At 67.8% G+C, this 21,855-nt stretch carries 18 protein-coding genes and 1 pseudogene; 8 read left to right on the top strand and 11 right to left on the bottom strand.

The annotated features are described in order from the left end of the window. Positions 1–120 precede the first annotated feature (120 nt). Complete coding sequence (locus tag WS62_RS15035) at positions 121–1,146, top strand: histone deacetylase family protein (protein ID WP_066572008.1); 1,026 nt, start codon at positions 121–123, stop codon at positions 1,144–1,146. Positions 1,147–1,346: 200 nt separating this feature from the next. Here WS62_RS15035 and WS62_RS15040 read toward each other — a convergent pair whose 3' ends face one another. From WS62_RS15040 to WS62_RS15070, 7 genes are all read right to left on the bottom strand, one after another. Beyond that, positions 1,347–2,555, bottom strand: coding sequence for a chromate transporter (locus WS62_RS15040; RefSeq protein ID WP_066572010.1), 1,209 nt, complete (start codon positions 2,553–2,555; stop codon positions 1,347–1,349). A gap of 153 nt (positions 2,556–2,708) precedes the next feature. Continuing rightward, positions 2,709–5,069: a bifunctional diguanylate cyclase/phosphodiesterase gene (locus tag WS62_RS15045; protein ID WP_066572012.1), complete on the bottom strand. Its 2,361-nt coding sequence runs from the start codon at positions 5,067–5,069 to the stop codon at positions 2,709–2,711. Between the two features lie 195 nt (positions 5,070–5,264). Next, a complete protein-coding gene (locus WS62_RS15050) occupies positions 5,265–6,158 on the bottom strand; it encodes a PhzF family phenazine biosynthesis protein (protein ID WP_066572014.1) in 894 nt (297 codons plus the stop codon). Between the two features lie 4 nt (positions 6,159–6,162). Continuing rightward, positions 6,163–6,621 (bottom strand): RidA family protein, encoded by a 459-nt coding sequence (locus tag WS62_RS15055; protein WP_066484658.1) that lies wholly within the window; start codon positions 6,619–6,621, stop codon positions 6,163–6,165. Between the two features lie 51 nt (positions 6,622–6,672). Continuing rightward, a complete protein-coding gene (locus WS62_RS15060) occupies positions 6,673–7,854 on the bottom strand; it encodes an aminotransferase-like domain-containing protein (protein WP_066484657.1) in 1,182 nt (393 codons plus the stop codon). 60 nt (positions 7,855–7,914) lie between these two features. Then, positions 7,915–8,823, bottom strand: a complete 909-nt coding sequence (locus WS62_RS15065) for a DMT family transporter (protein WP_066572016.1) — start codon at positions 8,821–8,823, stop codon at positions 7,915–7,917. A 60-nt stretch (positions 8,824–8,883) separates the two neighbouring features. Then, complete coding sequence (locus WS62_RS15070) at positions 8,884–9,567, bottom strand: VOC family protein (RefSeq protein WP_066572023.1); 684 nt, start codon at positions 9,565–9,567, stop codon at positions 8,884–8,886. Between the two features lie 146 nt (positions 9,568–9,713). Between WS62_RS15070 and WS62_RS15075 the strand changes: the two genes are divergently transcribed. The 7 genes from WS62_RS15075 to mctP all read left to right on the top strand — a co-directional run bounded on the left by WS62_RS15075 (position 9,714) and on the right by mctP (position 17,372). Continuing rightward, entirely contained in the window at positions 9,714–11,168 is a 1,455-nt protein-coding gene (locus WS62_RS15075) for an aminotransferase-like domain-containing protein (RefSeq protein ID WP_066572025.1), read from the top strand. A gap of 122 nt (positions 11,169–11,290) precedes the next feature. Further along, positions 11,291–13,189 carry a molecular chaperone HtpG gene (gene htpG, locus WS62_RS15080; RefSeq protein WP_066572027.1) on the top strand — a complete coding sequence of 633 codons (1,899 nt, stop codon included), beginning with the start codon at positions 11,291–11,293 and terminating at the stop codon, positions 13,187–13,189. Beyond that, a complete protein-coding gene (locus WS62_RS15085; RefSeq protein WP_197422843.1) occupies positions 13,189–13,791 on the top strand; it encodes a chorismate--pyruvate lyase family protein in 603 nt (200 codons plus the stop codon). The genes htpG and WS62_RS15085 overlap by 1 nt, the downstream gene beginning before the upstream one ends. Continuing rightward, positions 13,791–14,267: a DNA-deoxyinosine glycosylase gene (locus tag WS62_RS15090; protein WP_066572030.1), complete on the top strand. Its 477-nt coding sequence runs from the start codon at positions 13,791–13,793 to the stop codon at positions 14,265–14,267. Before WS62_RS15085 ends, WS62_RS15090 begins: the two co-directional genes overlap by 1 nt. Positions 14,268–14,457: 190 nt before the next feature. After that, a complete protein-coding gene (locus WS62_RS15095; protein ID WP_066572032.1) occupies positions 14,458–15,381 on the top strand; it encodes a spermidine synthase in 924 nt (307 codons plus the stop codon). 204 nt (positions 15,382–15,585) lie between these two features. Then, positions 15,586–15,825 carry a DUF3311 domain-containing protein gene (locus WS62_RS15100; RefSeq protein ID WP_066572034.1) on the top strand — a complete coding sequence of 80 codons (240 nt, stop codon included), beginning with the start codon at positions 15,586–15,588 and terminating at the stop codon, positions 15,823–15,825. Further along, complete coding sequence (mctP, locus tag WS62_RS15105; RefSeq protein ID WP_066572037.1) at positions 15,822–17,372, top strand: monocarboxylate uptake permease MctP; 1,551 nt, start codon at positions 15,822–15,824, stop codon at positions 17,370–17,372. The genes WS62_RS15100 and mctP overlap by 4 nt, the downstream gene beginning before the upstream one ends. A 109-nt stretch (positions 17,373–17,481) precedes the next feature. Here mctP and WS62_RS15110 read toward each other — a convergent pair whose 3' ends face one another. The 4 genes and pseudogenes from WS62_RS15110 to WS62_RS15125 form a co-directional block, all read right to left on the bottom strand. After that, positions 17,482–17,916 (bottom strand): VOC family protein, encoded by a 435-nt coding sequence (locus WS62_RS15110; protein ID WP_066484637.1) that lies wholly within the window; start codon positions 17,914–17,916, stop codon positions 17,482–17,484. A gap of 364 nt (positions 17,917–18,280) precedes the next feature. After that, positions 18,281–19,234 (bottom strand): transaldolase, encoded by a 954-nt coding sequence (gene tal / locus WS62_RS15115; protein WP_066572039.1) that lies wholly within the window; start codon positions 19,232–19,234, stop codon positions 18,281–18,283. A gap of 159 nt (positions 19,235–19,393) precedes the next feature. Further along, positions 19,394–20,574: pseudogene (locus tag WS62_RS15120) on the bottom strand (benzoate/H(+) symporter BenE family transporter). A gap of 61 nt (positions 20,575–20,635) precedes the next feature. Continuing rightward, positions 20,636–21,811, bottom strand: coding sequence for a vWA domain-containing protein (locus WS62_RS15125; protein WP_066572041.1), 1,176 nt, complete (start codon positions 21,809–21,811; stop codon positions 20,636–20,638). Between the last annotated feature and the right edge of the window lie 44 nt (positions 21,812–21,855).

Below are 21,855 nucleotides of genomic sequence, written 5' to 3' on the forward strand. Positions count from 1 at the left end.
GCCGAATGCCGAACGCCGAACGCCGAACGCCGAACGCCAAACGAGCACACCCCGACCCTGCAACCCAATAACCGATAACGGGCGTCACGCCGCCCGCCCGGCCAAACCGAGGAACGCAAGATGCTCACGTACTTCCACCCCGACCAATCGCTGCATCATCCGCGCACGTACTATTCGCGCGGCCGGATGCGCACGCCGCAGGAGGTGCCCGATCGCGCGGCGCGGCTCGCCGCGGCGGCCCTTGCGATGGGCTTCGCGGTGCGCGAGCCGGTCGACTTCGGCATCGCACCGATCGCGGCCGTGCACGACATGAGCTACCTGCGCTTTCTCGAAACCGCGCATCGCGAATGGAAGACGATGCCCGAGGATTGGGGCGACGAAGTGATGTCGAACATCTTCGTGCGCGAGCCGAACGCGCTGCGCGGCGTGCTCGCGCAGGCGGGCCGCTATCTCGCGGACGGTAGCTGCCCGGTCGGCGCCGACACGTGGCGCGCCGCGTACTGGTCCGCGCAGAGCGCGCTCGCGGCGGCAGCGGCGGTGCGGGACGGCGCGCGCGAAGCGTACGCGCTGTGCCGGCCGCCCGGCCACCATGCGCGCGTCGACGCGGCGGGCGGCTTCTGCTACCTGAACAACGCGGCGATCGCCGCGCAGGCGTTGCGCGCACGCCATCCGCGCGTCGCGATCCTCGACACCGACATGCACCACGGCCAGGGCATCCAGGAGATCTTCTACGCGCGGCATGACGTGCTCTACGTGTCGATCCACGGCGATCCGACGAACTTCTATCCGGCCGTCGCGGGCTTCGACGACGAGCGTGGCGCGGGCGACGGCTACGGCTACAACGTGAATCTGCCGATGCCGCACGGATCGAGCGAAGCGGTGTTCTTCGAGCGCGTCGGCGACGCGCTGCGCGAGTTGCGGCGCTTCGCGCCGGATGCGCTCGTGCTGTCGCTCGGCTTCGACATCTATCGCGACGATCCGCAGTCGCAGGTCGCGGTGACGACGGAGGGCTTCGGCAAGTTAGGAAGCCTGATCGGCGGGATGCGGCTGCCGACCGTCATTGTGCAGGAGGGCGGCTATCACATCGAGAGCCTCGAAGCGAATGCGCGGGCGTTCTTCGGCGGATTCGGCGCGGCGCGCGGCTGACGCGGCGGTGTGGACACGCGCGACACGCGGTGCGCGCGGCGCCGCGCGAAAAGTAACGAAGCAATGGAACGAGCGGCGAGGGAACGACCAGCGGGAAACGGGAAACGGGAAACGGAGAGCGGAGAGCAGGGCGACACGCAACAACGAAACGCAACAACGAAACGCAATAACGAGACGATACAACCAGGCGCAGACGGCGCTCACCCGTGCGCCGCGAGGATCAGCCAGCCGCCGCATGCCGCCGCGACCGCGCCGTATATCGCATAGACGGGCACCTTGAATCGCGCGAGGCACAGCCACGCGATCATGCCCGTTGCCCAGTACGCCGGCTCGACAGGCGTCTTCGCGACGAGGCGCACGGCTGCGATCGCGAGGAACGCGGTGGTGGCCGCGCGCAGCACGCGCATGCCGCCCGCGAATCGCGGATGGAGCTTCAGACGCTCGACGTGCCGCCGCGCGAATATGACGAGGCAGCCGGACGGCACGAACAGCGCGACGGTCGACAGCAGCGCGCCGCGCCAGCCGTCCTCGAGATAGCCGAGAAACGGCACGACGTTCAGAAGCGGCCCGGGCGACACGGGCGACAGCGTGAACGCGAGCATGAAGTCCTGCTCGGTGATGCCCGTCGCGCGCGTGACGAACAGCGACTTCAGCACGGGCAGCGCGGAGAAGCCGCCGCCGAAGAGCGTCATGCTGGCGCCCGCGAGGCGCGGCCAGAGCAGCGACGATTCGTATTCGATCGGCAGCGGCAGCGCGAACAGCGTGATCAGGATCGCCAACGATGCAAGCAGCCGCCATTCCCGCGCGGGCAGCGCGAACCGCAGCCCTTCGTTGCGCCGCCGCCCGCTCGAAAGCCAGCCGACCGCGAACGCGGCGGAGAGGATCGCGACGAACGCAGCCGGGCTGTGCGCGAGCGCGAGCAGCACCGTCGCGAGCGCGGCGATCACGCGTTCCAGCGGCGCGTGCACGAGCGCGCGGACTTGCCTGAACCATGTGAGCCCGATCAGCGCGGCGAGCACCATCCCGAAATGATGCAGCAGCACGGGCGACGCGAGCGTGCGCACGAGCCGCGTCTGATAGAAGATCGCGAAGAGCGTCATCGCGCCGAAGAACGGCAGCACGCTCGCCACGCCGGCGATCCATGCGCCGGTGCGGCCGCGCAGCGCATGGCCGACCTGAACCGCGACGTTGCAGCCGACGGGGCCGGGCATCATCCACGCGAGCGCGACGAGATCGGCGAACGACAGCGGATCGATGCGCCGCTCGTGGTCGACGTAATGCCGCTCGAGTTGCGCCATCATCGCAAGACCGCCCCACGACACGGCGGATACGCCTGCCACGGTCTTGAACAACGCCCACAGCGATTCTCGTTCGCCGCAACACGCGGCTTCCACGCTTGTGATTGTCATGATGGTGTCCAGGTGCGGTCGAGGACGCACTGCGGCCACACGTGCGTCGCACGCTTCATTGTGTACCTGTCAACGCATTTCTTGTATGAGCAAAAACGAGTACGCGCCGCGCGACCACCGCCGGAGGCCGCGGCGCGGGAGGGGGTGCGCTGTTTAGTCGCTGCCGGACGATTGTTTTGCCGTGCTGGCGTTGTCGCGGCGGGCCGCGTGCGCGCCGTCGCCGCCGCAAACGCCGAAGCGCGCGAGAAGGGCCGCAATGCCGTCGGCGGGCACCGGCCGCGAGAACAGGAAGCCTTGCGCCTCGATCCGGCCGAGCGCGGTGAGCCACGCGATCTGCTCTTCCGTCTCCGTTCCTTCGACGACGACCGTGAGCCCGAGCGAACGCGCGAGGTGCACGATCGACGACACCATCACGCAGACGCTGCGGTCGGCCGGGATCGCCTGGATGAACGAGCGGTCGACCTTCAGCGTGTCGACCGAGAAGCGGTGCAGGTACGACAGCGACGAATAACCGGTGCCGAAATCGTCGAGCGCGACGCGGATGCCGAGCTTCTTCAGCGAGACGATCTTTTCCGACACGAGCTCAGGGTATTCCATCATCGCGGTCTCGGTGATCTCGAGCTCGAGGCGGCGCGCCTCGATCCCGGTCTCGACGAGCGCGCGCGAGATCGTGTCGATCAGGTCGCCGCGCCAGAACTGCACGGGCGAAATGTTGACGGCGAGCGTGAGCTTGTCGTGGCCTTCGCTGCGCCAGCGCGCGAGCTGCTCGCACGCGGTGCGGATCACGAAGTCGCCGATCGGAACGATGAGTCCCGTCGATTCGGCGATCGAAATGAATTCGTTCGCGGAGATCACGCCGTGCTCCGGATGATCCCAGCGCACGAGCGCCTCGAAGCCGGTGATGCAGCGGTACGTAAGGTCGATCTTCGGCTGGTAGGCGAGGAAAAGCTGCCCGTCCGACAGCGCGACGCGCAATTGCTGCTCCCAGCGCATCAGGTGATCCGCGCGATGCGACAGGTGCGGCGCGTAGAACTGATAGCAGTTCTTGCCGGCGTCCTTCGCGCTGTACATCGCGAGATCGGCCTTCTTCAGGAGGTCGATCTCGCTTTCGTTCTCGACCGAATGCAGCGCGATGCCGATGCTCGCGTGGAGCACGAACGAGCTGCCGCGCACGTCGAACGGCTCGGCGAACATCCGGACGATCGCCTCCGCGAGGCGCTCGGCGCGCCGCTCGACGTCGTCGCCCTTCACCACGACGACGAACTCGTCGCCGCCGATCCGCGCGAGCGCGCCTTCGTTTATCACCGCGTCTGACAGGCGCGCGGCCGTCATCTGCAGCACGATGTCGCCCGCGTTGTGGCCGAGCGTGTCGTTGACGGTCTTGAAGTTGTCGAGATCGATGAAGAGGATCGCGAGCCGCGACAGGTTTGACGGCAGCGCGACGTCGTTGCGCAGGCTGCGCAGCGTCGCGTAGCGGTTCGCGAGGCCCGTCAGCAGGTCGTATTCGGCGAGCTGCGTCATCTCGCGCTCGCGGCCGAGCAGCTTGCCGATCAGGCCTGTCGCGACGCCGAAGAACGCGAGCATCGCGAGCGTGATGAAGCTCGTCATCAGCAGGTAGACGTTGCGCGTGTGGTGGTAGTCGGCGAGCTCGTCCGCCTGCGACAGGCCGACCATCACGCCGAGCGGATAGCCGTCGAGATGGCGGTACGACACGATGCGCACGATGCCGTCGATCGGATCGACATAGGTGCCCGACGCGCGCTCCGATACCGGGTACACGCCCGATGCCGAGAACGTGCCGGGCGTTTTCTGCGCGGAGCCGGTGCTGCGCGCGAGCACGGCGCCCGTGTCCGAGATCACGGCGATCACGCCGTCCTTGCCGAGCGTCGCGTTGTTGTAGAAGTCGTTCGTGAAGTAGGCCGGATCCTCCGACACGACGACGACCCCGGCGAACGAGCCGTCCGGATGGTTCAGGCGCCGCGTCATCTGCAGCGTCCAGTGGCGGGACACGCGGCCGAGCACCGGCTTGCTGATGTAGAGCTCGTCGTCGTTGCGCTGCGAGTGCACCTTGAAGTGCTCGCGGTCGGACAGGTCGATCGGCTTCGGATGCGGGTCGGCCGTGTTCGCGAGGAGCCGGCCGCGCGAGTCGAGGAGCGACACCTGGATCAGCGTGTCGCTCGGCACGACGCCCTTTTCGACGGTGCTCGCGAGGTTGAAATGCGTGGGCGACTTCTCGAACTCGTACTTGACGAAGCGGGTGATCTGGTCGACCTGGTGGATCGCCTTGACCGTGTGCTGCTCGAGCGCCGTCGACAGGATCGCGGCCGACGCGGCGGCCTCGCGGTATGCGCTGTCCTTCTCGACGGACAGGCGCGCGATGATCGCCACCCAAAGCAGCGCGAGCGCGAGCGTGCCGAGAAGCGGAATCGCGAACAGCGCGCGGCGGCGGCGCGACCTGCGTGTCGCGCGTACCGACCGCGCGGCGCGGGCGGCATGTGACCGAGACGAACTCATCGGACGAAAAGTGTCCTTGCGCGCATGGGCGATTCGACAGGATAACCGAGTAAACGGGCCGATAAAGAAGACAATAGACGAGGCCCGATATTACTGAATGGTCAGTCTTTAATTTAGCGTGATCGGGATATCGCTAACCGGGCGAGGAGGGGACCGGTCCCGCGCGCGGCCCGCGCGGCCGGGCGAAACAGCGGCTCAGCGCAGCCGGATGCTGCCGTCGACGAGCGTGACGGCGCCGCCCCCGATCCAGATCTTGCCGGCGTCGTCGTAATCGACCGCGATGCGGCCGTCGCGGCCGATCGCCGTGCCCTGGCGCGCGGTGTAGCTGCGGCCGGGACGGCGCCCGGCTTGCGCGAGGAGGCCCGCGATCGCTGCGTTCGCGCTGCCGGTCACGGGGTCTTCGCCCGCGCCGAACGCGTCGCCCGTCATCAGGCAGCGTACTTCGAACGTCGCCGGGCCGCCCGCAGGATGCGGCGCGTAGGCGGCGAGGCCGTCCGCGCCGAGCGCGGCGACGATCGGCGCGAGCGCCGCAAGGTCCGGCGCGAGCGCGAGGCAGCCGGCGGCCGACGCGAGCCGCACGACGAGCCACGGCGCGCCGTTGTCGACCGCTTGCGGCGGCACGTCGAAATCGATCGCGTCGGTGCGCAGCGCGGCCGCGAGCGCCGGCCAGTCGCGCTCGGGCAGCGGCGTCACGCGCGCGGGCGGCGCGGCGAACGCCCAGCGGCCGCCGCGTTTCGCGAGCGCGACGAGTCCCGCGCCGCATTGCTGGACGAGCCGCCCGGGCGTCTTCGGCTGCGCGCCCGCGTCGAGAAACGCGTGCGCGGCGCCGAGCGTCGGGTGGCCCGCGAACGGCAGCTCGCCGCCCGTGGTGAAGATCCGCACGCGGTAATCGGCGGCGGGATCGGTCGGCGCGACGAGAAACGCGGTCTCGGACAGGTTGGTCCAGCGCGCGATCATGCGCATGTCGGCGTCGGAGAGCGCATCCGCGTCGAATACGACGGCGAGCGGATTGCCCTTGAACGGCACCGACGTGAACACGTCGACCTGCTTGAAGCGGACCGTTTCCACGGCGCCCGGAGCGGCCGGCATCGCGTTACGCGACTTCGGCGATCAGTTCGATCTCGACGCACGCGCCGAGCGGGATCTGCGCGACGCCGAACGCCGAGCGCGCATGCTTGCCCGCATCGCCGAACACTTCGGCGATCAGCTCCGACGCGCCGTTCGTCACGATGTGCTGCTCGGTGAAATCGAGTGTCGAGTTGACGAGGCTCATCACCTTGACGATGCGCTTGATCTTGTTCAGGTCGCCCGTGTGCGCATGCAGCGTCGCGAGCAGGTCGATCGCGACCGCGCGCGCCGCCGCCTTGCCTTCTTCGGTCGTGACGTCGTGGCCGAGCTTGCCCGCCCACACCTTGCCGTCCTTCTTCGCGATGTGGCCCGACAGATAGACGGTGTTGCCGCTTTGCGCGCTCATCACGTAGGCGGCGGCGGGCGCACCCGCGACCGGCAGGTCGATGCCGAGATCCTTCAGTTTGTCGTAGACGTTTGCCATCTGATTCTGTCCTCGTGAGTCAATCGTGAATGGGTGAACGAACGAAAAGCGTCACAGACGCTCGCGCAACAGCTTGCCGAGCCGCGCGACGCCTTCTTCGATCTTTTCCGGCGGCACCGTGACGAACGACAGCCGCAGCGTGTTCTTCCGCGGGTCGTTCGCGAAGAACGGCGCGCCCGGCACGAACGCGACGTTGTCCGCGACGGCCGCGTCGAGGAGCTGCATGCTGTCGATCTGCTCGGGCAGCGTCACCCAGATGAACATCCCGCCTTCCGGGCGGTTCCAGCTCACGCCTTCCGGCATGTGCCGCGAAAGCGATGCGAGCATCGCTTCGCACTGCGCGCCGTAGAGCCGGCGGATCGTCGGGATGTGCTCGTCGAGAAAGCCGCCCTGGATCACCTCGTACGCGATGCGCTGCGTGAGCGACGGCGTATGCAGGTCCGTCGCCTGCTTCGCCTGCACGAGCTTGAAGTGCAGTTCCTCGGGCGCAATGATATAGCCGATCCGCAGGCCGGGCGCGAGCACTTTCGAGAACGTGCCGAGATGGACGACGTGATCGGGCGCCATCGACAGCATCGTCGGCAGCGGCTCGCCCGCGTAGTTGAGCGCGCCGTACGGATCGTCCTCGAGCACGGGGAAAGGGCTCGTCTGCGCGAACGCGGCGAGCGCGCGGCGGCGCTCGACGGGGAGCCGGCGGCCCGTCGGATTCTGGAAATTCGGTTGCGCGTACAACAGGCGCGCGTGCTTCGTCAGCTCGGGCGTGAGCGCGTCGGGCATGAGGCCGGCGTCGTCGGTCGGCACCTGCACGTAGGTCGGCTCGAAGAGCGAGAACGACTGCAGCGCGCCGAGATAGGTCGGCGTCTCGACGAGCACGCGGCTTGCCGGATCGATCAGCACCTTGCCGAGCAGATCGAGCGCCTGCTGCGAGCCCGTCGTGACGAGCACCTGCGTCGTGCGCACGCGATAGCGCTCGGCGATCCACTCGCGCAGCGGCAGCAAGCCTTCGGTCGCGCTGTATTGCAGCGCGGCGGCCGGCGAATCGCGCAGCACGCGGTCGGCGGCCTCGCGCATCCGCTCGGCGGGGAACGTCGCGGGCGACGGCAGGCCGCCCGCGAACGAGATGACCTCGGGGCGCTCGGTCACTTTCAGGATCTCGCGGATCGCCGAGCTCGTGAGCTTGCGTGCGCGTTCGGACAGGGCCCAGTGGGGCGGCTTGAGGTCGCTCGGATTCATGGTCTCCTCGGTCGGTATCGTCGGTCGTTCGGATGAAAGGGGCGATTATCGCTCGTCAAATCAGGCGGCGCGCGCCGGTTGCGGCGCGGTGCTCACGGCGGCGCGCCGGCCGAGCACGACGGTCGCGATCACGGCGGCGGCGAAGAGCCACGTCGACGGCGAGACAGTCTCGCCGAAGAAGAGCGCCGAGAACGCGATCGTGAAGAAGATCTGCAGCAGTTGCACCTGGCCGACGCGCGCGGTGCCGCCCATCGCGAGGCCCGCGTACCACGCGAAGAAGCCGATGAACTGCGAGAACAGCGTCACGTAGCCGAACGCGAGCCACACGCGCAGCGACACGGGGCCCGGGTGCGCCGCGTGGTGCGCCCAGGCGAGCCAGCCGACGGGCAGCACGAGGAACGGCGCGGATACGACGAGCGCCCAGCAGATCACCTGCCAGCCGCCGATCTCGCGCGCGAGGCGCGCGCCTTCCGCGTAGCCGAGCGCGCCGATGCCGACCGCGACGAGCATCAGCAGGTCGCCCGGCTGCAGCGTGCCGCCGCCGTCGCGCAACGCGAACGCGACGACGAGCGCGCTGCCCGTCACGGCGCTTGCCCAGAACGCCTTCGACGGCCGCTCGCGCGACAGCCACGCCGCATACAGCGCGACGAGGAGCGACTGCAGCCCGTTGACGACCGCGCCGTGCGCGGCGGGCACGGTCTTCATCGCCCATGCGGAGAACACCGGAAACGCGACGATCACGCCCGCCGACACGACGGCGAGGCTCTTCAATTGCGCGCGGGTCGGCACGCGCTCGCGGCGCAGCCACAGCAGCAGCCCGGCCGGCACCGCGGCGGCGAGCGCGCGTCCGAGCCCGTTCAGCAGCGGATGGAATTCGGTGACGACGATGCGCGTCATCGGCAGCGTCAGGCTGAAGATCATCACGCCGATCAAGCCGAGCAGCATGCCGCGGGTTTCGCGCGAATCCATGAAGTGTCTCCGTCGATATGGGTTGTCGGACATCGGATGAGAGAGCGGGCCGCCGTGCGGCTAGCGCAGCGTGCGCGCGCCCGCGGGCGTGTCGAATTCGGCGGCGAGCGCGGGCGTCTCGCCCGCGTCGAGGTCGATCAGGTGCGCCGCGTTCAGCCAGACGAGTTGCTCGCGCACGGCGTCCGCCTGCGGGTGCGCGCCCTTGAGCGCCCTCAGCGCGACGCCGCCGTGCGGCAGCGTGTCGGCCGGGTGGCGCGCGTCGTTCCACTGGATCAGCGACGGCAGCACGCCGTCGCCCGCGTGCCGCCACGCGGGCAGCGAGCCGTCGTCGGGCACCGTCAGCCGCCAGCCGAAGTCGCCGCGCGTCATCGCCACGGCGCGGGCGATCCGCGCCGGATACTGGCGCTGCCACAGGTCGAGCCGGCGCGGGCGATCGACGCGCGCGACCCAGTGCGCGAGGTACGGGCCCTGTTCGAGGCGCGCGTGCGTCGCCGGATCGTCGAGGCCGAAGAGGCGCGGCCGCGGCTCGCCGTCGGCGGGCGGGGGCGCGTCGGGATCGGGGGCGATCACTTCGAGATACGCGCCGCCCCACAGGCCGAACAGGCGATTGTGCGTGCGCATCGACGGATGCGCGCCGCCGCCCGCGGGCTCCAGGCCGAGCGTGTCGGCGACGTACGCGACGCCTTCTTCAAGCGTGCGCGCGGCGACAACGAGATGATCGAGTTTCAGTGAATGCGCTGCCATCGAACGAAAAGCGAGGAATCGGGACCGGTTTCCCGGCGGACGTGCGCCATTGCGCCGCATCGCCGTCGAAAAAACTGTAATCGCGGCGACCGGCACAGTAACGGTACAATCGCGGCGATACTCTTCGGTACAGTTGGAGGCCCGCGATGTCCACCGTTCCGCTTGCGCAGATCCCCGCGCCGCACGATACCGCGACGCTCACGCTCGTCGACCAGCTCGTGCAGTGGGCGCGCCGCCGGATCGACGAGCGCGTGTTCCGGCCCGGCATGCGGATGCCGTCGATCCGCAAGCTCGCGGTCGACAAGAGCGTGTCGCGCTTCACCGTCGTCGAGGCGTACGAGCGGCTCGTCGCGCAAGGCTATCTCGATTCGCGGCGCGGGTCGGGCTTCTACGTGCGCGAGCGCGCGCCGGGGCCGCGGCCCGTCGCCGGGCCTGAAGGCGGACAGGCGCAGCCGGTGCACAACACGATCGACGTCGTCTGGCTGCTGCGCAACATGCTGCACACGGTCAGCCCGGAAAAGGGGCCGGGACTCGGCTATCTGCCGAGCCGCTGGCTCGACGGCGAGCTGATCACGAGCGCGTTGCGCGCGCTCGGCCGGCAGGCGGGCGCGCAGATGCTCGGCTTCGGCAGCGCGCAGGGCTTCCTGCCGCTGCGTCAGCAGCTACAGACGCGCCTGGCCGAAATCGAGATCGGCGCGACGCCCGAGCAGCTCGTGCTCGTGTCCGGCATCACGCAGGCGATCGACCTGATCTCGCGCCTCTGCGTGCAGCCGGGCGACGCGGTGATCGTCGGCGATCCGGCCTGGTTCCAGATGTTCGGCCGCTTCGCGTCGCAGGGCGCGCGGCTCGTCGGGATGCCGTACACGCCCGACGGCCCCGATCTCGACGCGCTCGAGAACCTCGTGCAGATGTGGCGTCCGAAGATGCTCGTGATCAACTCGGTGCTGCACAATCCGACAGGCACGTCGCTGTCGGCCGCGCAGGCGTTCCGGATCCTGAAGCTCGCCGAGGCGTACGATTTTCTCGTCGTCGAAGACGACGTCTACGGCGACCTGTGCCCGCCGAGCTATCCGGCGACGCGCCTCGCGAGCCTCGACCAGCTGAAGCGCGTGATCTTCCTCGGCAGCTATTCGAAGACGCTCGCGGCGAACCTGCGGGTCGGCTACATCGCGTGCGCGCCGGAGCTTGCGAAAGCGCTGACGGACCAGAAGATGCTCGTCGGGATGACGACGCCCGAGCTCAACGAGCGCGTGCTGTACAAGGTGCTGACGGAAGGGCACTACCGGCGCCACGTCGAGCGGCTGCGCGCGCGGCTCGACGGCGTGCGCGACAAGACCGCGCGGATGCTCGAGCGCACCGGGATGCGGCTCTTCACGATGCCGGCGGCCGGGATGTTCCTGTGGGCCGACACGGGCGTCGATTCGGACGCGCTCGCCGCGGCCGCGCACGAGGAGGGCTTCCTGCTCACGCCGGGCAGCCTGTTTTCGCCGCAGCAGTCGCCGTCGACCTGGACCCGTTTCAACGTCGCGAACTGCGGCGACCCCGCGCTGCCGGCGTTCCTTGGCCGCTATCTCGACAGCGTGAATCGCCGCGCCTCTTGAAACTTCCGCAAGCGCCCCAACTTGGGGCGCGGTCGAGCGTCGCGGGATGCCGCGCGCCGGCTCCTATGGGGTTGTAAATCGAAAACGTCTGTCGTATTGACGCAATCAATGGGTAAATCAAGATGACTCAGCAAACCATGAGCTTTCAGGCAGAGGTCAAGCAACTCCTCCACCTGATGATTCATTCGCTTTACAGCAACAAGGAGATCTTCCTGCGCGAACTCGTGTCGAACGCGTCCGACGCCGCCGACAAGCTCCGTTTCGAGGCGCTGGAAAACAACGCGCTCTATGAGAGCGATCCGAATCTGCGCATCCGCCTGTCGTTCGACAAGGCCGCGCGCACGATCACGATCGACGACAACGGAATCGGCATGAGCCGCGACGAGGCGATCGCGAACCTCGGCACGATCGCGCGCTCGGGCACGAAGGAGTTCTTCTCGAAGCTCTCCGGCGACCAGCAGAAGGACGCGGCCTTGATCGGCCAGTTCGGCGTCGGCTTCTACTCGGGCTTCATCGTCGCGGACAGGATCACGGTCGAGACGCGCCGCGCGGGCCTGCCCGCGTCCGAAGGCGTGCACTGGGAAAGCACGGGCGAGGGCGACTTCTCGGTCGACACGGTCGAGCGCGCCGCGCGCGGCACGACGATCACGCTGCATCTGCGCGAAGGCGAGGACGAGCTCCTGTCGTCGTACCGCCTGAAGTCGATCGTCCAGAAGTATTCGGACCACGTCGCACTGCCGATCCTGATGAAGAAGGAAGAGTGGGATCAGGACAAGGGCGAGATGGTCGAGAAGGACGAGGACGAAACCGTCAACCAGGCGAGCGCGCTCTGGACCCGTTCGAAGAGCGACATCGCCGAAGACCAGTACAAGCAGTTCTACCAGCACCTCGCGCATGATCATCAAGATCCGCTCGCGTGGACGCACAACCGCGTCGAAGGCCGCAGCGAGTACACGCAGCTCCTATACGTGCCGTCGCACGCGCCGTTCGACCTGTGGAACCGCGACTATCGCGGCGGCCTCAAGCTGTACGTGAAGCGCGTGTTCATCATGGACGACGCCGAGCAGCTGCTGCCGCAGTACCTGCGCTTCGTGAAGGGCGTCGTCGACTCGTCGGATCTGCCGCTCAACGTGTCGCGCGAAATCCTGCAGGAAAGCCGCGACGTGAAGGCGATCCGCGAAGGCGTGACGAAGCGCGTGCTGTCGATGCTCGAAGAGCTGGCGAACGCGCAAGACGATGCCGGCCGCGAGAAGTACAAGACGTTCTGGGGCGCGTTCGGCCAGGTGCTGAAGGAAGGCGTCGGCGAGGATCACGCGAATCGCGAGCGCGTCGCGAAGCTCCTGCGCTTCGCGTCGACGCACGGCGACACCGACGTGCAGGACGTGGCGCTCGCCGACTACGTCGCGCGGATGAAGCCCGAGCAGTCGAAGCTCTACTACGTGACGGCCGACACGTGGCAGGCCGCGAAGAACAGCCCGCATCTCGAAGTGTTCCGCAAGAAGGGCGTCGAGGTGCTGCTGCTCACCGACCGCGTCGACGAATGGATGCTGTCGTTCCTGCAGGAGTTCGACGGCAAGGCGCTCGCGAGCGTCGCGCGCGGCGATCTCGATCTCGGCTCGCTGAACGACGAAGAGAAGAAGGCGCAGGAAGAGACGGGCGAGGCGATGAAGCCCGTCGTCGACAAGATGAAGGAAACGCTCGGCGACAAGGTGAAGGACGTGCGCGTCACGTTCCGGCTGACCGATTCGCCGTCGTGCCTCGTCGCCGACGACAACGACATGAGCGGCTACCTGCAGCGGATGCTGAAGGCGGCGGGCCAGAATGCGCCGGCGTTCCAGCCGATCCTCGAGATCAATCCGGAGCATCCGCTCGTCAAGGCGCTGAAGGCCGATGGCGCGGACTTCGGCGACTGGTGCCACCTGCTGTTCGAGCAGGCGCTGCTCGCCGAAGGCGGCGCGCTCGAGGATCCGGCGAGCTTCGTCAAGCGGACCAACGCGCTGTTGCTGTCGCGCGCGGCGTGATGGCGCGGATGCGTTTCGACGCGGCCGGTGCGCACTGGCGCGAGACGCCGCGCCCCGGTGCGTCGAGCGCGCAGAAGGACTGGCTCACGCGCGGCGGCTCGCTGACCGCGCATCTCGCGCGGCTCGGCGGCGTGACGGTGCGCGTGACGCGCGAAGCCGTCGCGACGCCGTGGGCCGACGAGCATGCGGCACTCGCGTGCGTGACGCGCACGCCTGTCTGGGTGCGCGAGGTGGTGCTCGCGGTCGACGGCACGCCGTTCGTGGCCGCGCACAGCATCGCGCCGCTCGCCGCGAGCAAGGGCGTGTGGCAGGCGATGCGGCGGCTGCGCACGCGGCCGCTCGCCGAGCTGCTGTACAGCGATCCCGAAGTGACCCGCTCGGCGCTCGTGAGCCGGCGCGTGATCGCGGGGCATCCGCTCTTCGCGCTGGCGTCGCGCGCGCTCAACCGCGCGCATGCTGCGCAGCACGCGTTCGCCGCGCGCCGCTCGGTGTTCGAGCGGCACGGCGCGCCGCTGATGGTGACCGAGTGCATGCTGCCCGCGCTGTGGCGGCATCTCGACGCGCACGGCGAGCGCCGCGCGCGCGACAGCGAGGCGGCGTGATGTTGCGCGGTTTCCCTCCCGTCGTGTCGCCCGGCACGCATACGCTGATACTCGGCAGCTTTCCCGGCGAGGCGTCGCTCGCGGCCGCCCAGTACTACGCGCATCCGCGCAATCAGTTCTGGCGCTTGCTGGGCACCGTGCTCGGCGAGCCGGATCTGCACGCGCGGCCGTACGAGCAGCGTCTGACGCGCGTGCTCGCGCACGGCTTCGGCATCTGGGACGTGCTCGCCGCATGCCATCGCGAAGGCAGCCTCGATGCGGCGATCCGCAACGCGCGGCCGAACGATTTCGCGCCGCTGTGGGAAGTCGCGCCGAAGCTGAGGAAGGTGTGCTTCAACGGCAAGACGGCGGGGCGCTTCGAGCCGACGATTCGCGCGGCGGGGTTCGATACGCTCGTGCTGCCTTCTTCCAGTCCGGCGAATGCGATGCTGTCGTTCGAGCAGAAGCTGGTTTTCTGGAAGGACATCGCCGCTTGAGATGCTTCGCACGCGGCGCGACGCTCGACCGCGTGTTTCCTGTTCGCCTGCTTCGTCTTCATCGTCTTCATCGTCGTCGTCCGGCGTGTCGCCGCACGCAACGACGCGAGCGAGCGGTTCGCCTATGCGCGCTGCCGCGAATGCTATCCTCTCGTTCGCCCAAACAGCCACATCCGTACGAGATTCATCCATGACCCGATTGATCAAGCGCGCGTCCGCCGAGGCGCGCGCGTCCCAGCGCGGCAAGCCGTCTTCCTATAACGGCTCCGACAAGCTCAAACCGACACGCACGAAGCGCAGCCGCGCCGAGTTCGACGACGAAGTCGACGGCGTCGCCGTCCTCGACGCGCCGCGCAAGCCGCGCTTCGCGCCCGTCACGTTTTCCGAAGAGCGCGGCGTGCGCTATCTGCATTTCGGCACCGAGTGGGTGCAAGGCGCGATGCGCCTGTCGAAGCCTTATCACATCGAGCTCGAGTACGCGCAGCAGATGATGGCGTGGCTGCTCTTCCTCGAAACGCCGAAACGCATCGTCCAGCTGGGCCTCGGCACCGGCGCGCTGACGAAGTTCGCGCATCGCTACCTGCCGCGCGCACACGTCGAGGCGGTCGAGCTGAATCCGGCCGTGATCGTCGCCGCGCGCTCGATGTTCGAGCTGCCGTTCGACGACGCGCGTCTGGCCGTCCACGAAGCGCACGCGTGGGATTTCGTCAATGATCCGAAGAATCGCGGCACGATCGGCGCGCTGCAGATCGACCTGTATGACGCGACCGCGCGCGGCCCGGTGCTCGACAGCGTCGCGTTCTATCGCGCGGTGCGCGGATGTCTCGCCGACGCGGGCATCGCGACGATCAATCTGTTCGGCGACCATCCGAGCTTCGTGCGCAACATGAAGCATCTGAACGCCGCATTCGGGCAGCGCGTGATCGCGCTGCCCGAAGTGCACGACGGCAACCGGATCGCGCTCGCATTCTCCGGCCCGCCGCTGTCGACGTCGTTCGCACAGCTGACCGAGCGCGCGAAGATGATCGAAGCCGAGCTGCGCCTGCCCGCGCGCTCGTGGGTGAAAGGATTGAAAGCGTCGTTCGGCGAGCGCGCCGACGTTTTCACGATCTGACGTCGAAGCAGCCGCTCGCGCCGCCGCCGGATGGACGGGCGGCGGCGCGCGCCGGCTTCGGGTTCGCCCTCGTATGACCGGGCATTTCCGACTTTTATACTGACTGACGCCAGGGGAGGCGCGGCTTACCCGTCGTGTCGTTCCTCTCGCACCGCCGTACCCGTTCAGAACATATCAATAACCGGGATGTGAAGAGGAGACGTCATGGCGCACGATGCCGACGCCAGCCGCGCCGCGAAACGCTGGCTCTGGCTGCTGGTCCTGCCGCTCGTTGCGATGGTCTGGGTGCCGTCGTACAACAAGATCGAACCGCAATGGTTCGGATTCCCATTTTTCTACTGGTACCAGCTGCTGTGGGTGTTCATTAGCGCGGTGATCACGGCGTTCGTCTACTTCAAGACGAAGAACTGCTGGAAGGGCGTCCCGCGGGGAGACGGCAAATGAATCTGACCGCGACCTTCGTCTTCGTGCTGTTCTTCGTCGGCGTGACGATCATGGGCTTTCTCGCCGCGAACTGGCGGCGCGGCAATCTCGCGCACCTCGACGAATGGGGACTCGGCGGCCGGCGCTTCGGCACGATCGTCACGTGGTTCCTGCTGGGCGGCGACCTCTATACCGCGTACACGTTCGTCGCCGTGCCGGCGCTCGTGTTCGGCGCGGGCGCGATGGGCTTCTTCGCGCTGCCGTACACGATCCTCATCTATCCGTTCGCGTTCGTCGTGTTCCCGAAACTCTGGAGCATCGCGAAGCGCCACGGCTACGTGACGGCCGCCGACTTCGTCAGCGCCCGCTACGGCAGCCGCTCGCTCGCGCTCGCCGTCGCGGTGACGGGCATCGTCGCGACGATGCCGTACATCGCGCTGCAACTCGTCGGCATCGAGGTCGTGATCGGCGGGCTCGGCTTCGACACCAAGGGCTTCGTCGGCGACCTGCCGCTCATCATCGCATTCGCGATCCTCGCCGCGTACACGTACACGTCGGGCCTGCGCGCGCCCGCGATGATCGCGATCGTCAAGGACATCCTGATCTACATCACGATCGCCGCGGCCGTGATCGTGATTCCGGCGAAGCTCGGCGGCTTCGGGCACATCTTCGGCGCGGTGCCGCCCGCGAAGCTGCTGCTGAGGGCGCCCGACGTATCGAGCCTGAACGGCTTCAGCGCGTACACGACGCTCGCGATCGGCTCGGCGCTCGCGCTGTTCCTGTATCCGCATTCGGTGACGGCGATCCTGTCGTCATCGTCGGGCAACACGATCCGGCGCAACATGGCGATGCTGCCCGCGTACTCGTTCGTGCTCGGCCTGCTCGCGCTGCTCGGCTACATGGCGCTCGCGTCGGGCGTGAAGGACATGCCGGAATACGCGCCGTACTTCAAGGCGTTCGGGCCGAACTTCGCGGTGCCGGCATTGTTCCTGCACTTCTTCCCATCGTGGTTCGTCGGCGTCGCGTTCGCCGCGATCGGGATCGGCGCGCTCGTGCCGGCCGCGATCATGTCGATCGCGGCCTCGAACCTCTACACGCGCAACATCCACCGCGAATTCGTCAATCGCAACATGACGCACGATCAGGAGACGAACGTCGCGAAGCTCGTGTCGCTGATCGTGAAAGTCGGCGCGGTCGCGTTCATTCTCGGGCTGCCGCTCACGTACGCGATCCAGCTACAGTTGCTCGGCGGGATCTGGATCATCCAGACGCTGCCCGCGATCGTGCTCGGCCTCTACACGCGCGTGCTCGACTATCGCGGGCTGCTGCTCGGCTGGGTGGCCGGGCTCGTTTGCGGCACGTGGATGGCGATTTCGCTGAAGCTCGCGAGCTCGATCTTCACGATCCATCTGTTCGGCCATGCGATTCCGGGCTACGCGGCCGTCTGGTCGCTGCTCGTGAATTTCGCCGTGTCGATCGTCGTCAGCGTGCTCGTTCGCGTGTTCGGGATGACGCATGCGGAAGACCGCACGCGGCCGGAGGATTATCTCGACGTCGTCGAGAGTTGACGCGCGGTTTCATATCGACCGGAAGCGAAAGTGAAAACGCCCGCGGCGCGTCTTGCGCCGCGGGCGTCGTCCGTTCGTCGACCGCGAGAAGCTTCGGCTTCCGAAGCGCTCACTTCTTCATGTTCGGGTCTTCGACGTTGATCATCCAGTGCACGCCGAACTTGTCGCGCAGCATGCCGAAGCCGAGCGCCCAGAACGTCTTCTCGAACGGCATCGTCACTGCGCCGCCGCCCGCGAGCAGCGCGTCGAAGATCTTCTTGGCCTCGTCGACGGTCTTCGGATCGATCGACAGCGAGTAGCCGTCGTGCACCTGCTGCGTGCCCGCCTTGCAGTCGCCGTCCGAGCACATCAGCACCGAGTCGCCGATCTGGAAATTCGCATGCATCACCTTGTCGGCCATCTCGGGCGGCATCGGCCGCTCGGGATTCGGCGGCGCCTCGCTGTAGCGTACGAGGAAATTCACCTTCGCGCCGAGCGCGTCGCCGTAGAACTTCAGTGCCTCGTCGCAGCGGCCGCCGAAAAACAGATACGGTTGTACTTGCATCGTCGTCTCCTTGATCTTGGGCTGGGATCGGGCGCAACGGCGCCCGTGCGGACGATTGTAGTGCGTCCGGGTGACAGTAACGGGAAGATTGAAAGGGGCCGCAACGAGCGGGCCAGGAAGGCGCGTGGGAGAAGGGCGGCGATCGAACCGCACCCCGGAAATCAGCGCCGACAGCGGGCGATGGGTGGGCAATCGGCGGGCAATCGAATGCTCGATGCCGCTCGATGCCGCTCGGCGATGCTGGACGCCGCTTCGCAGAACGACGCCCGTCGATTCAGGCATCCGAAAAAAGGTGCCGGCGCCGAACCGCGCGGCGGGCGCACGTCGACGACGCCCGCTCGCCGCGAATCGGCGCCCGCTTGCGTCAGCGCAGCGCCTCGATCATCTTCTCGAGCTTCACCGCGTCGGCCGAGAACAGGCGAATGCCTTCGGCGAGCTTCTCGGTCGCCATCGCGTCGTCGTTCAACTGAAAGCGGAACGACGACTCGTCGATTGCGACGCGCTCGAGCGGCGCGTCCTTCGCCGTGTCCGGCGACAGCTTGCGCGCGACCGTCTCGGTGCTGTCCTGCAGCTTTTGCAGCAGATCGGGGCTGATCGTCAGCAGGTCGCAGCCGGCGAGCTCGGTGATCTGGCTCGTCGTGCGGAAGCTCGCGCCCATCACTTCGGTTTTATAGCCGAAGTGCTTGTAGTACGTGTAGATGCCGCGCACCGACTCGACGCCCGGATCGTTCGCGCCGCCGTTCTTCGCCTCGTCCCACTCGGCGCCGGCCCGCTTCTTGTACCAGTCGTAGATCCGGCCGACGAACGGCGAGATCAGTTGCGCGCCCGCTTCCGCGCACGCGGCCGCCTGCACGAGCGAGAACAGCAGCGTCATGTTGCAGCGGATGCCTTCGCGTTGCAGCACTTCGGCCGCGCGAATGCCTTCCCACGTCGACGCGAGCTTGATCAGCACGCGCTCGCGGCCGATGCCCGCTGCTTCGTAGAGCTTGATGATCTCGCGGCCCTTGTCGATCGAGCGCTGCGTGTCGAACGACAGGCGCGCGTCGACTTCGGTCGATACGCGGCCCGGGATCAGCTTCAGGATCTCGGTGCCGAACGCGATCAGCAGACGGTCGATGATGAAGCCGACGGATTCGCCCGCGTGATCGCGGACCGTTTTCTCGAGGATCGGCCGATAGGCGTCCTTCTGGACGGCCTTGAGGATCAGCGACGGGTTCGTCGTCGCGTCCTGCGGCTTGTATTGCGCGAGTTGCTGGAAGTCGCCCGTGTCGGCGACGACGGTCGTGTACTGCTTGAGCTGGTCGAGTGCGGTAGTCATGACGAGTCGAGAGCGAGGCGCGGCGCGCCGGTTCGGTGAAGACGACCGCGCGGCGGGGCGCGGGGCGATGCAGGGCGGCGCGCGCTGCGCGCGGCCGCCGGACCCTCCATTTTAGGCCGGTTCCGGGAACCGGGTGCCGAACGATGGGATCGACGCGCGTCAGGCGGCGCGGCGCGCGTTCAGGATCGCCTGCGTGAGCACGCCCGCGACGAGGCCCCAGAACGCCGAGCCGATCGACAGCAGCGTGAGGCCCGACGCCGTCACCATGAACGTGACGAGCGCCGCCTCGCGCTGGCGGGCGTCCTGCATCGCGTTGGTCAGGCCGCTCATGATCGAGCCGAACAGCGCGAGCGCGGCGACCGACACGACGAGCGCCTTCGGCAGCGCGCCGAACAGCGCGGCGATCGTCGCGCCGAACACGCCCGCGACGAGATAGAACACGCCGCACCAGACGGCCGCCGTGTAGCGCTTCTCGCGATCGTCGTGCGCTTCGGGGCCGGTGCAGATCGCGGCCGTGATCGCCGCGAGGTTGACCCCGTGCGAGCCGAACGGCGCGAGCACGAGCGACGCGATGCCCGTCGTCGCGATGAGCGGCGACGACGGCGTCCGATAGCCGTCCGCGCGCAGCACCGCGATGCCGGGCACGTTCTGCGACGCCATCGCGACGACGAAGAGCGGAATGCCGATGCTCACGATCGCCGACAGCGAGAACGACGGCATCGTGAACACGGGCCGCGCGAGCGCGACGTGAAAGCGGCTGAAGTCGAGCAGGCCGAGCGCGCCCGCGACTGCGGCGCCGCGCGCTTCACGATCAGGTACGTGAAGAACATCGCGAGCACGAGCGCGGTCTGGAACTGCGCGGCGCGGAAGATCTCGATGCCGATCTCGAACAGGATGCCGGCGAGCAGCGCGGCGGCGATGCCGGACGGGATCTTGCGCATCAGCGTGTCAAACAGGCCGCTCGCACCGACCGCGGCGAGCAGCAGCGCGCAGACGACGAACGCGCCGATCGCGTCCGCATACGCGACGCCCGGCAGCGACGCGACGAGGAGCGCCGCGCCGGGCGTCGACCACGCGACGACGATCGGCGCGCGATATCGCATTGATAGCCCGATCGTCGTCACGGCCATTCCGATCGACAGCGCCCAGATCCACGACGAGATCTGCGCATCGGTCAGATGCGCGGCGCGGCCCGCCTGGAACATCAGCACGAGCGAGCTCGTATAGCCTGTCATCATCGCGACGAAGCCCGCGACGAGCGCGGACGCCGACGTGTCGGCGAAAAAGCTCGGCCGCGCGACGGCGGGCGACAGGTTGGAGGCGGGCGGCTGACTGCTCATCGGTGGAACGTTGGGTTGGAAGCGTTGGATGCGTCGAAAGATTCGGGAGACGGCGGGCGCGTCACTTGCTGAGCGCGCGCATTGCGGATTCGAGGCCCGCGAGCGTGAGCGAATACATCCGGTCGCCGAGCACGTCGCGGATGATCGAGATCGACTGCCGGTATTCCCACAGGCGCTCGGGCTCGGGATTGAGCCACGCGTGATGCGGGAACTGATCGGCGAGACGGCGCAGCCACACGGCGCCCGCCTCGGGATTGTTGTATTCGACCGAGCCGCCCGGCTGCAGCACCTCGTACGGGCTCATCGTCGCGTCGCCGACGAAGATCAGCTTGTAGTCGGGCGTGAACTTGTGCAGCACGTCCCAGGTCGGCGTGCGCTCGGAGTGGCGACGGCGGTTGTTCTTCCACAGATGGTCGTACACGCAGTTGTGGAAGTAGTAGAACTCGAGGTGCTTGAATTCGGCCTTCGCGGCGGAGAAGAGCTCCTCGGTGCGCTTGATGTGGTCGTCCATCGAGCCGCCGACGTCGAGCAGCATCAGCACCTTCACGTTGTTGTGGCGCTCGGGCACCATCCTGATGTCGAGCCAGCCGGCGTTCGCGGCGGTGCTGCGGATCGTGTCGGGCAGATCGAGCTCCTCGGCCGCGCCTTCGCGCGCGAAGCGCCGCAGCCGCCGCAATGCGACCTTGATGTTGCGCGTGCCGATCTCGACCGAGTCGTCGTAGTCGCGATAGGCGCGCGCCTCCCACACCTTGACCGCGGTGCGGTTGCCGTTCGACGGCCCGCCGATCCGGATGCCCTCCGGGTTGTAGCCGCCGTGCCCGAACGGCGATGCGCCGCCCGTGCCGATCCACTTGTTGCCGCCTTCGTGGCGCGCCTTCTGCTCGTCGAGCAGTTGCTTCAGGCGCTCCATCAGCTTGTCGGGGCCGCCGAGCGACTGGATCTGCGCTTTCTCGTCGGGCGTGAGCTCGCGCTGCAGGCGTTTTTCGAGCCAGTCGAGCGGGATGTCGAACGCGTCCGCGGGCAGCGCCGACACGCCGTGGAAGTACGCGCCGAACGCCTTGTCGAACTTGTCGAAGTACTGCTCGTCCTTCACGAGCGTCATCCGCGCGAGATAGTAGAACGCGTCGAGCGACGGCTCGATCACCTGCGCCTTCAGCGCCTCCAGCAGCGTCAGGTATTCCTTGACCGACACCGGCAGCTTCGCGGCGCGCAGCGAATAGAAGAAATCGATCAGCATGGGCGGGCCCTCGCGCAATCATGGCGAGCCGGGCGGCGCTCGAG

The sequence above is a fragment of the Burkholderia sp. ABCPW 14 genome (genome assembly GCF_001523835.1).
GTDB classification, from domain to species: Bacteria; Pseudomonadota; Gammaproteobacteria; order Burkholderiales; family Burkholderiaceae; genus Burkholderia; species Burkholderia mayonis.

Coding starts and splice junctions, on each gene's coding strand:
- WS62_RS15035 (WP_066572008.1), top strand. CDS start 121: ATGCTCACGTACTTCCACCCCGACCAATCGCTGCATCATCCGCGCACG.
- WS62_RS15040 (WP_066572010.1), bottom strand. CDS start 2,555: ATGACAATCACAAGCGTGGAAGCCGCGTGTTGCGGCGAACGAGAATCG.
- WS62_RS15045 (WP_066572012.1), bottom strand. CDS start 5,069: ATGAGTTCGTCTCGGTCACATGCCGCCCGCGCCGCGCGGTCGGTACGC.
- WS62_RS15050 (WP_066572014.1), bottom strand. CDS start 6,158: ATGCCGGCCGCTCCGGGCGCCGTGGAAACGGTCCGCTTCAAGCAGGTC.
- WS62_RS15055 (WP_066484658.1), bottom strand. CDS start 6,621: ATGGCAAACGTCTACGACAAACTGAAGGATCTCGGCATCGACCTGCCG.
- WS62_RS15060 (WP_066484657.1), bottom strand. CDS start 7,854: ATGAATCCGAGCGACCTCAAGCCGCCCCACTGGGCCCTGTCCGAACGC.
- WS62_RS15065 (WP_066572016.1), bottom strand. CDS start 8,823: ATGGATTCGCGCGAAACCCGCGGCATGCTGCTCGGCTTGATCGGCGTG.
- WS62_RS15070 (WP_066572023.1), bottom strand. CDS start 9,567: ATGGCAGCGCATTCACTGAAACTCGATCATCTCGTTGTCGCCGCGCGC.
- WS62_RS15075 (WP_066572025.1), top strand. CDS start 9,714: ATGTCCACCGTTCCGCTTGCGCAGATCCCCGCGCCGCACGATACCGCG.
- htpG (WP_066572027.1), top strand. CDS start 11,291: ATGACTCAGCAAACCATGAGCTTTCAGGCAGAGGTCAAGCAACTCCTC.
- WS62_RS15085 (WP_197422843.1), top strand. CDS start 13,189: ATGGCGCGGATGCGTTTCGACGCGGCCGGTGCGCACTGGCGCGAGACG.
- WS62_RS15090 (WP_066572030.1), top strand. CDS start 13,791: ATGTTGCGCGGTTTCCCTCCCGTCGTGTCGCCCGGCACGCATACGCTG.
- WS62_RS15095 (WP_066572032.1), top strand. CDS start 14,458: ATGACCCGATTGATCAAGCGCGCGTCCGCCGAGGCGCGCGCGTCCCAG.
- WS62_RS15100 (WP_066572034.1), top strand. CDS start 15,586: ATGGCGCACGATGCCGACGCCAGCCGCGCCGCGAAACGCTGGCTCTGG.
- mctP (WP_066572037.1), top strand. CDS start 15,822: ATGAATCTGACCGCGACCTTCGTCTTCGTGCTGTTCTTCGTCGGCGTG.
- WS62_RS15110 (WP_066484637.1), bottom strand. CDS start 17,916: ATGCAAGTACAACCGTATCTGTTTTTCGGCGGCCGCTGCGACGAGGCA.
- tal (WP_066572039.1), bottom strand. CDS start 19,234: ATGACTACCGCACTCGACCAGCTCAAGCAGTACACGACCGTCGTCGCC.
- WS62_RS15125 (WP_066572041.1), bottom strand. CDS start 21,811: ATGCTGATCGATTTCTTCTATTCGCTGCGCGCCGCGAAGCTGCCGGTG.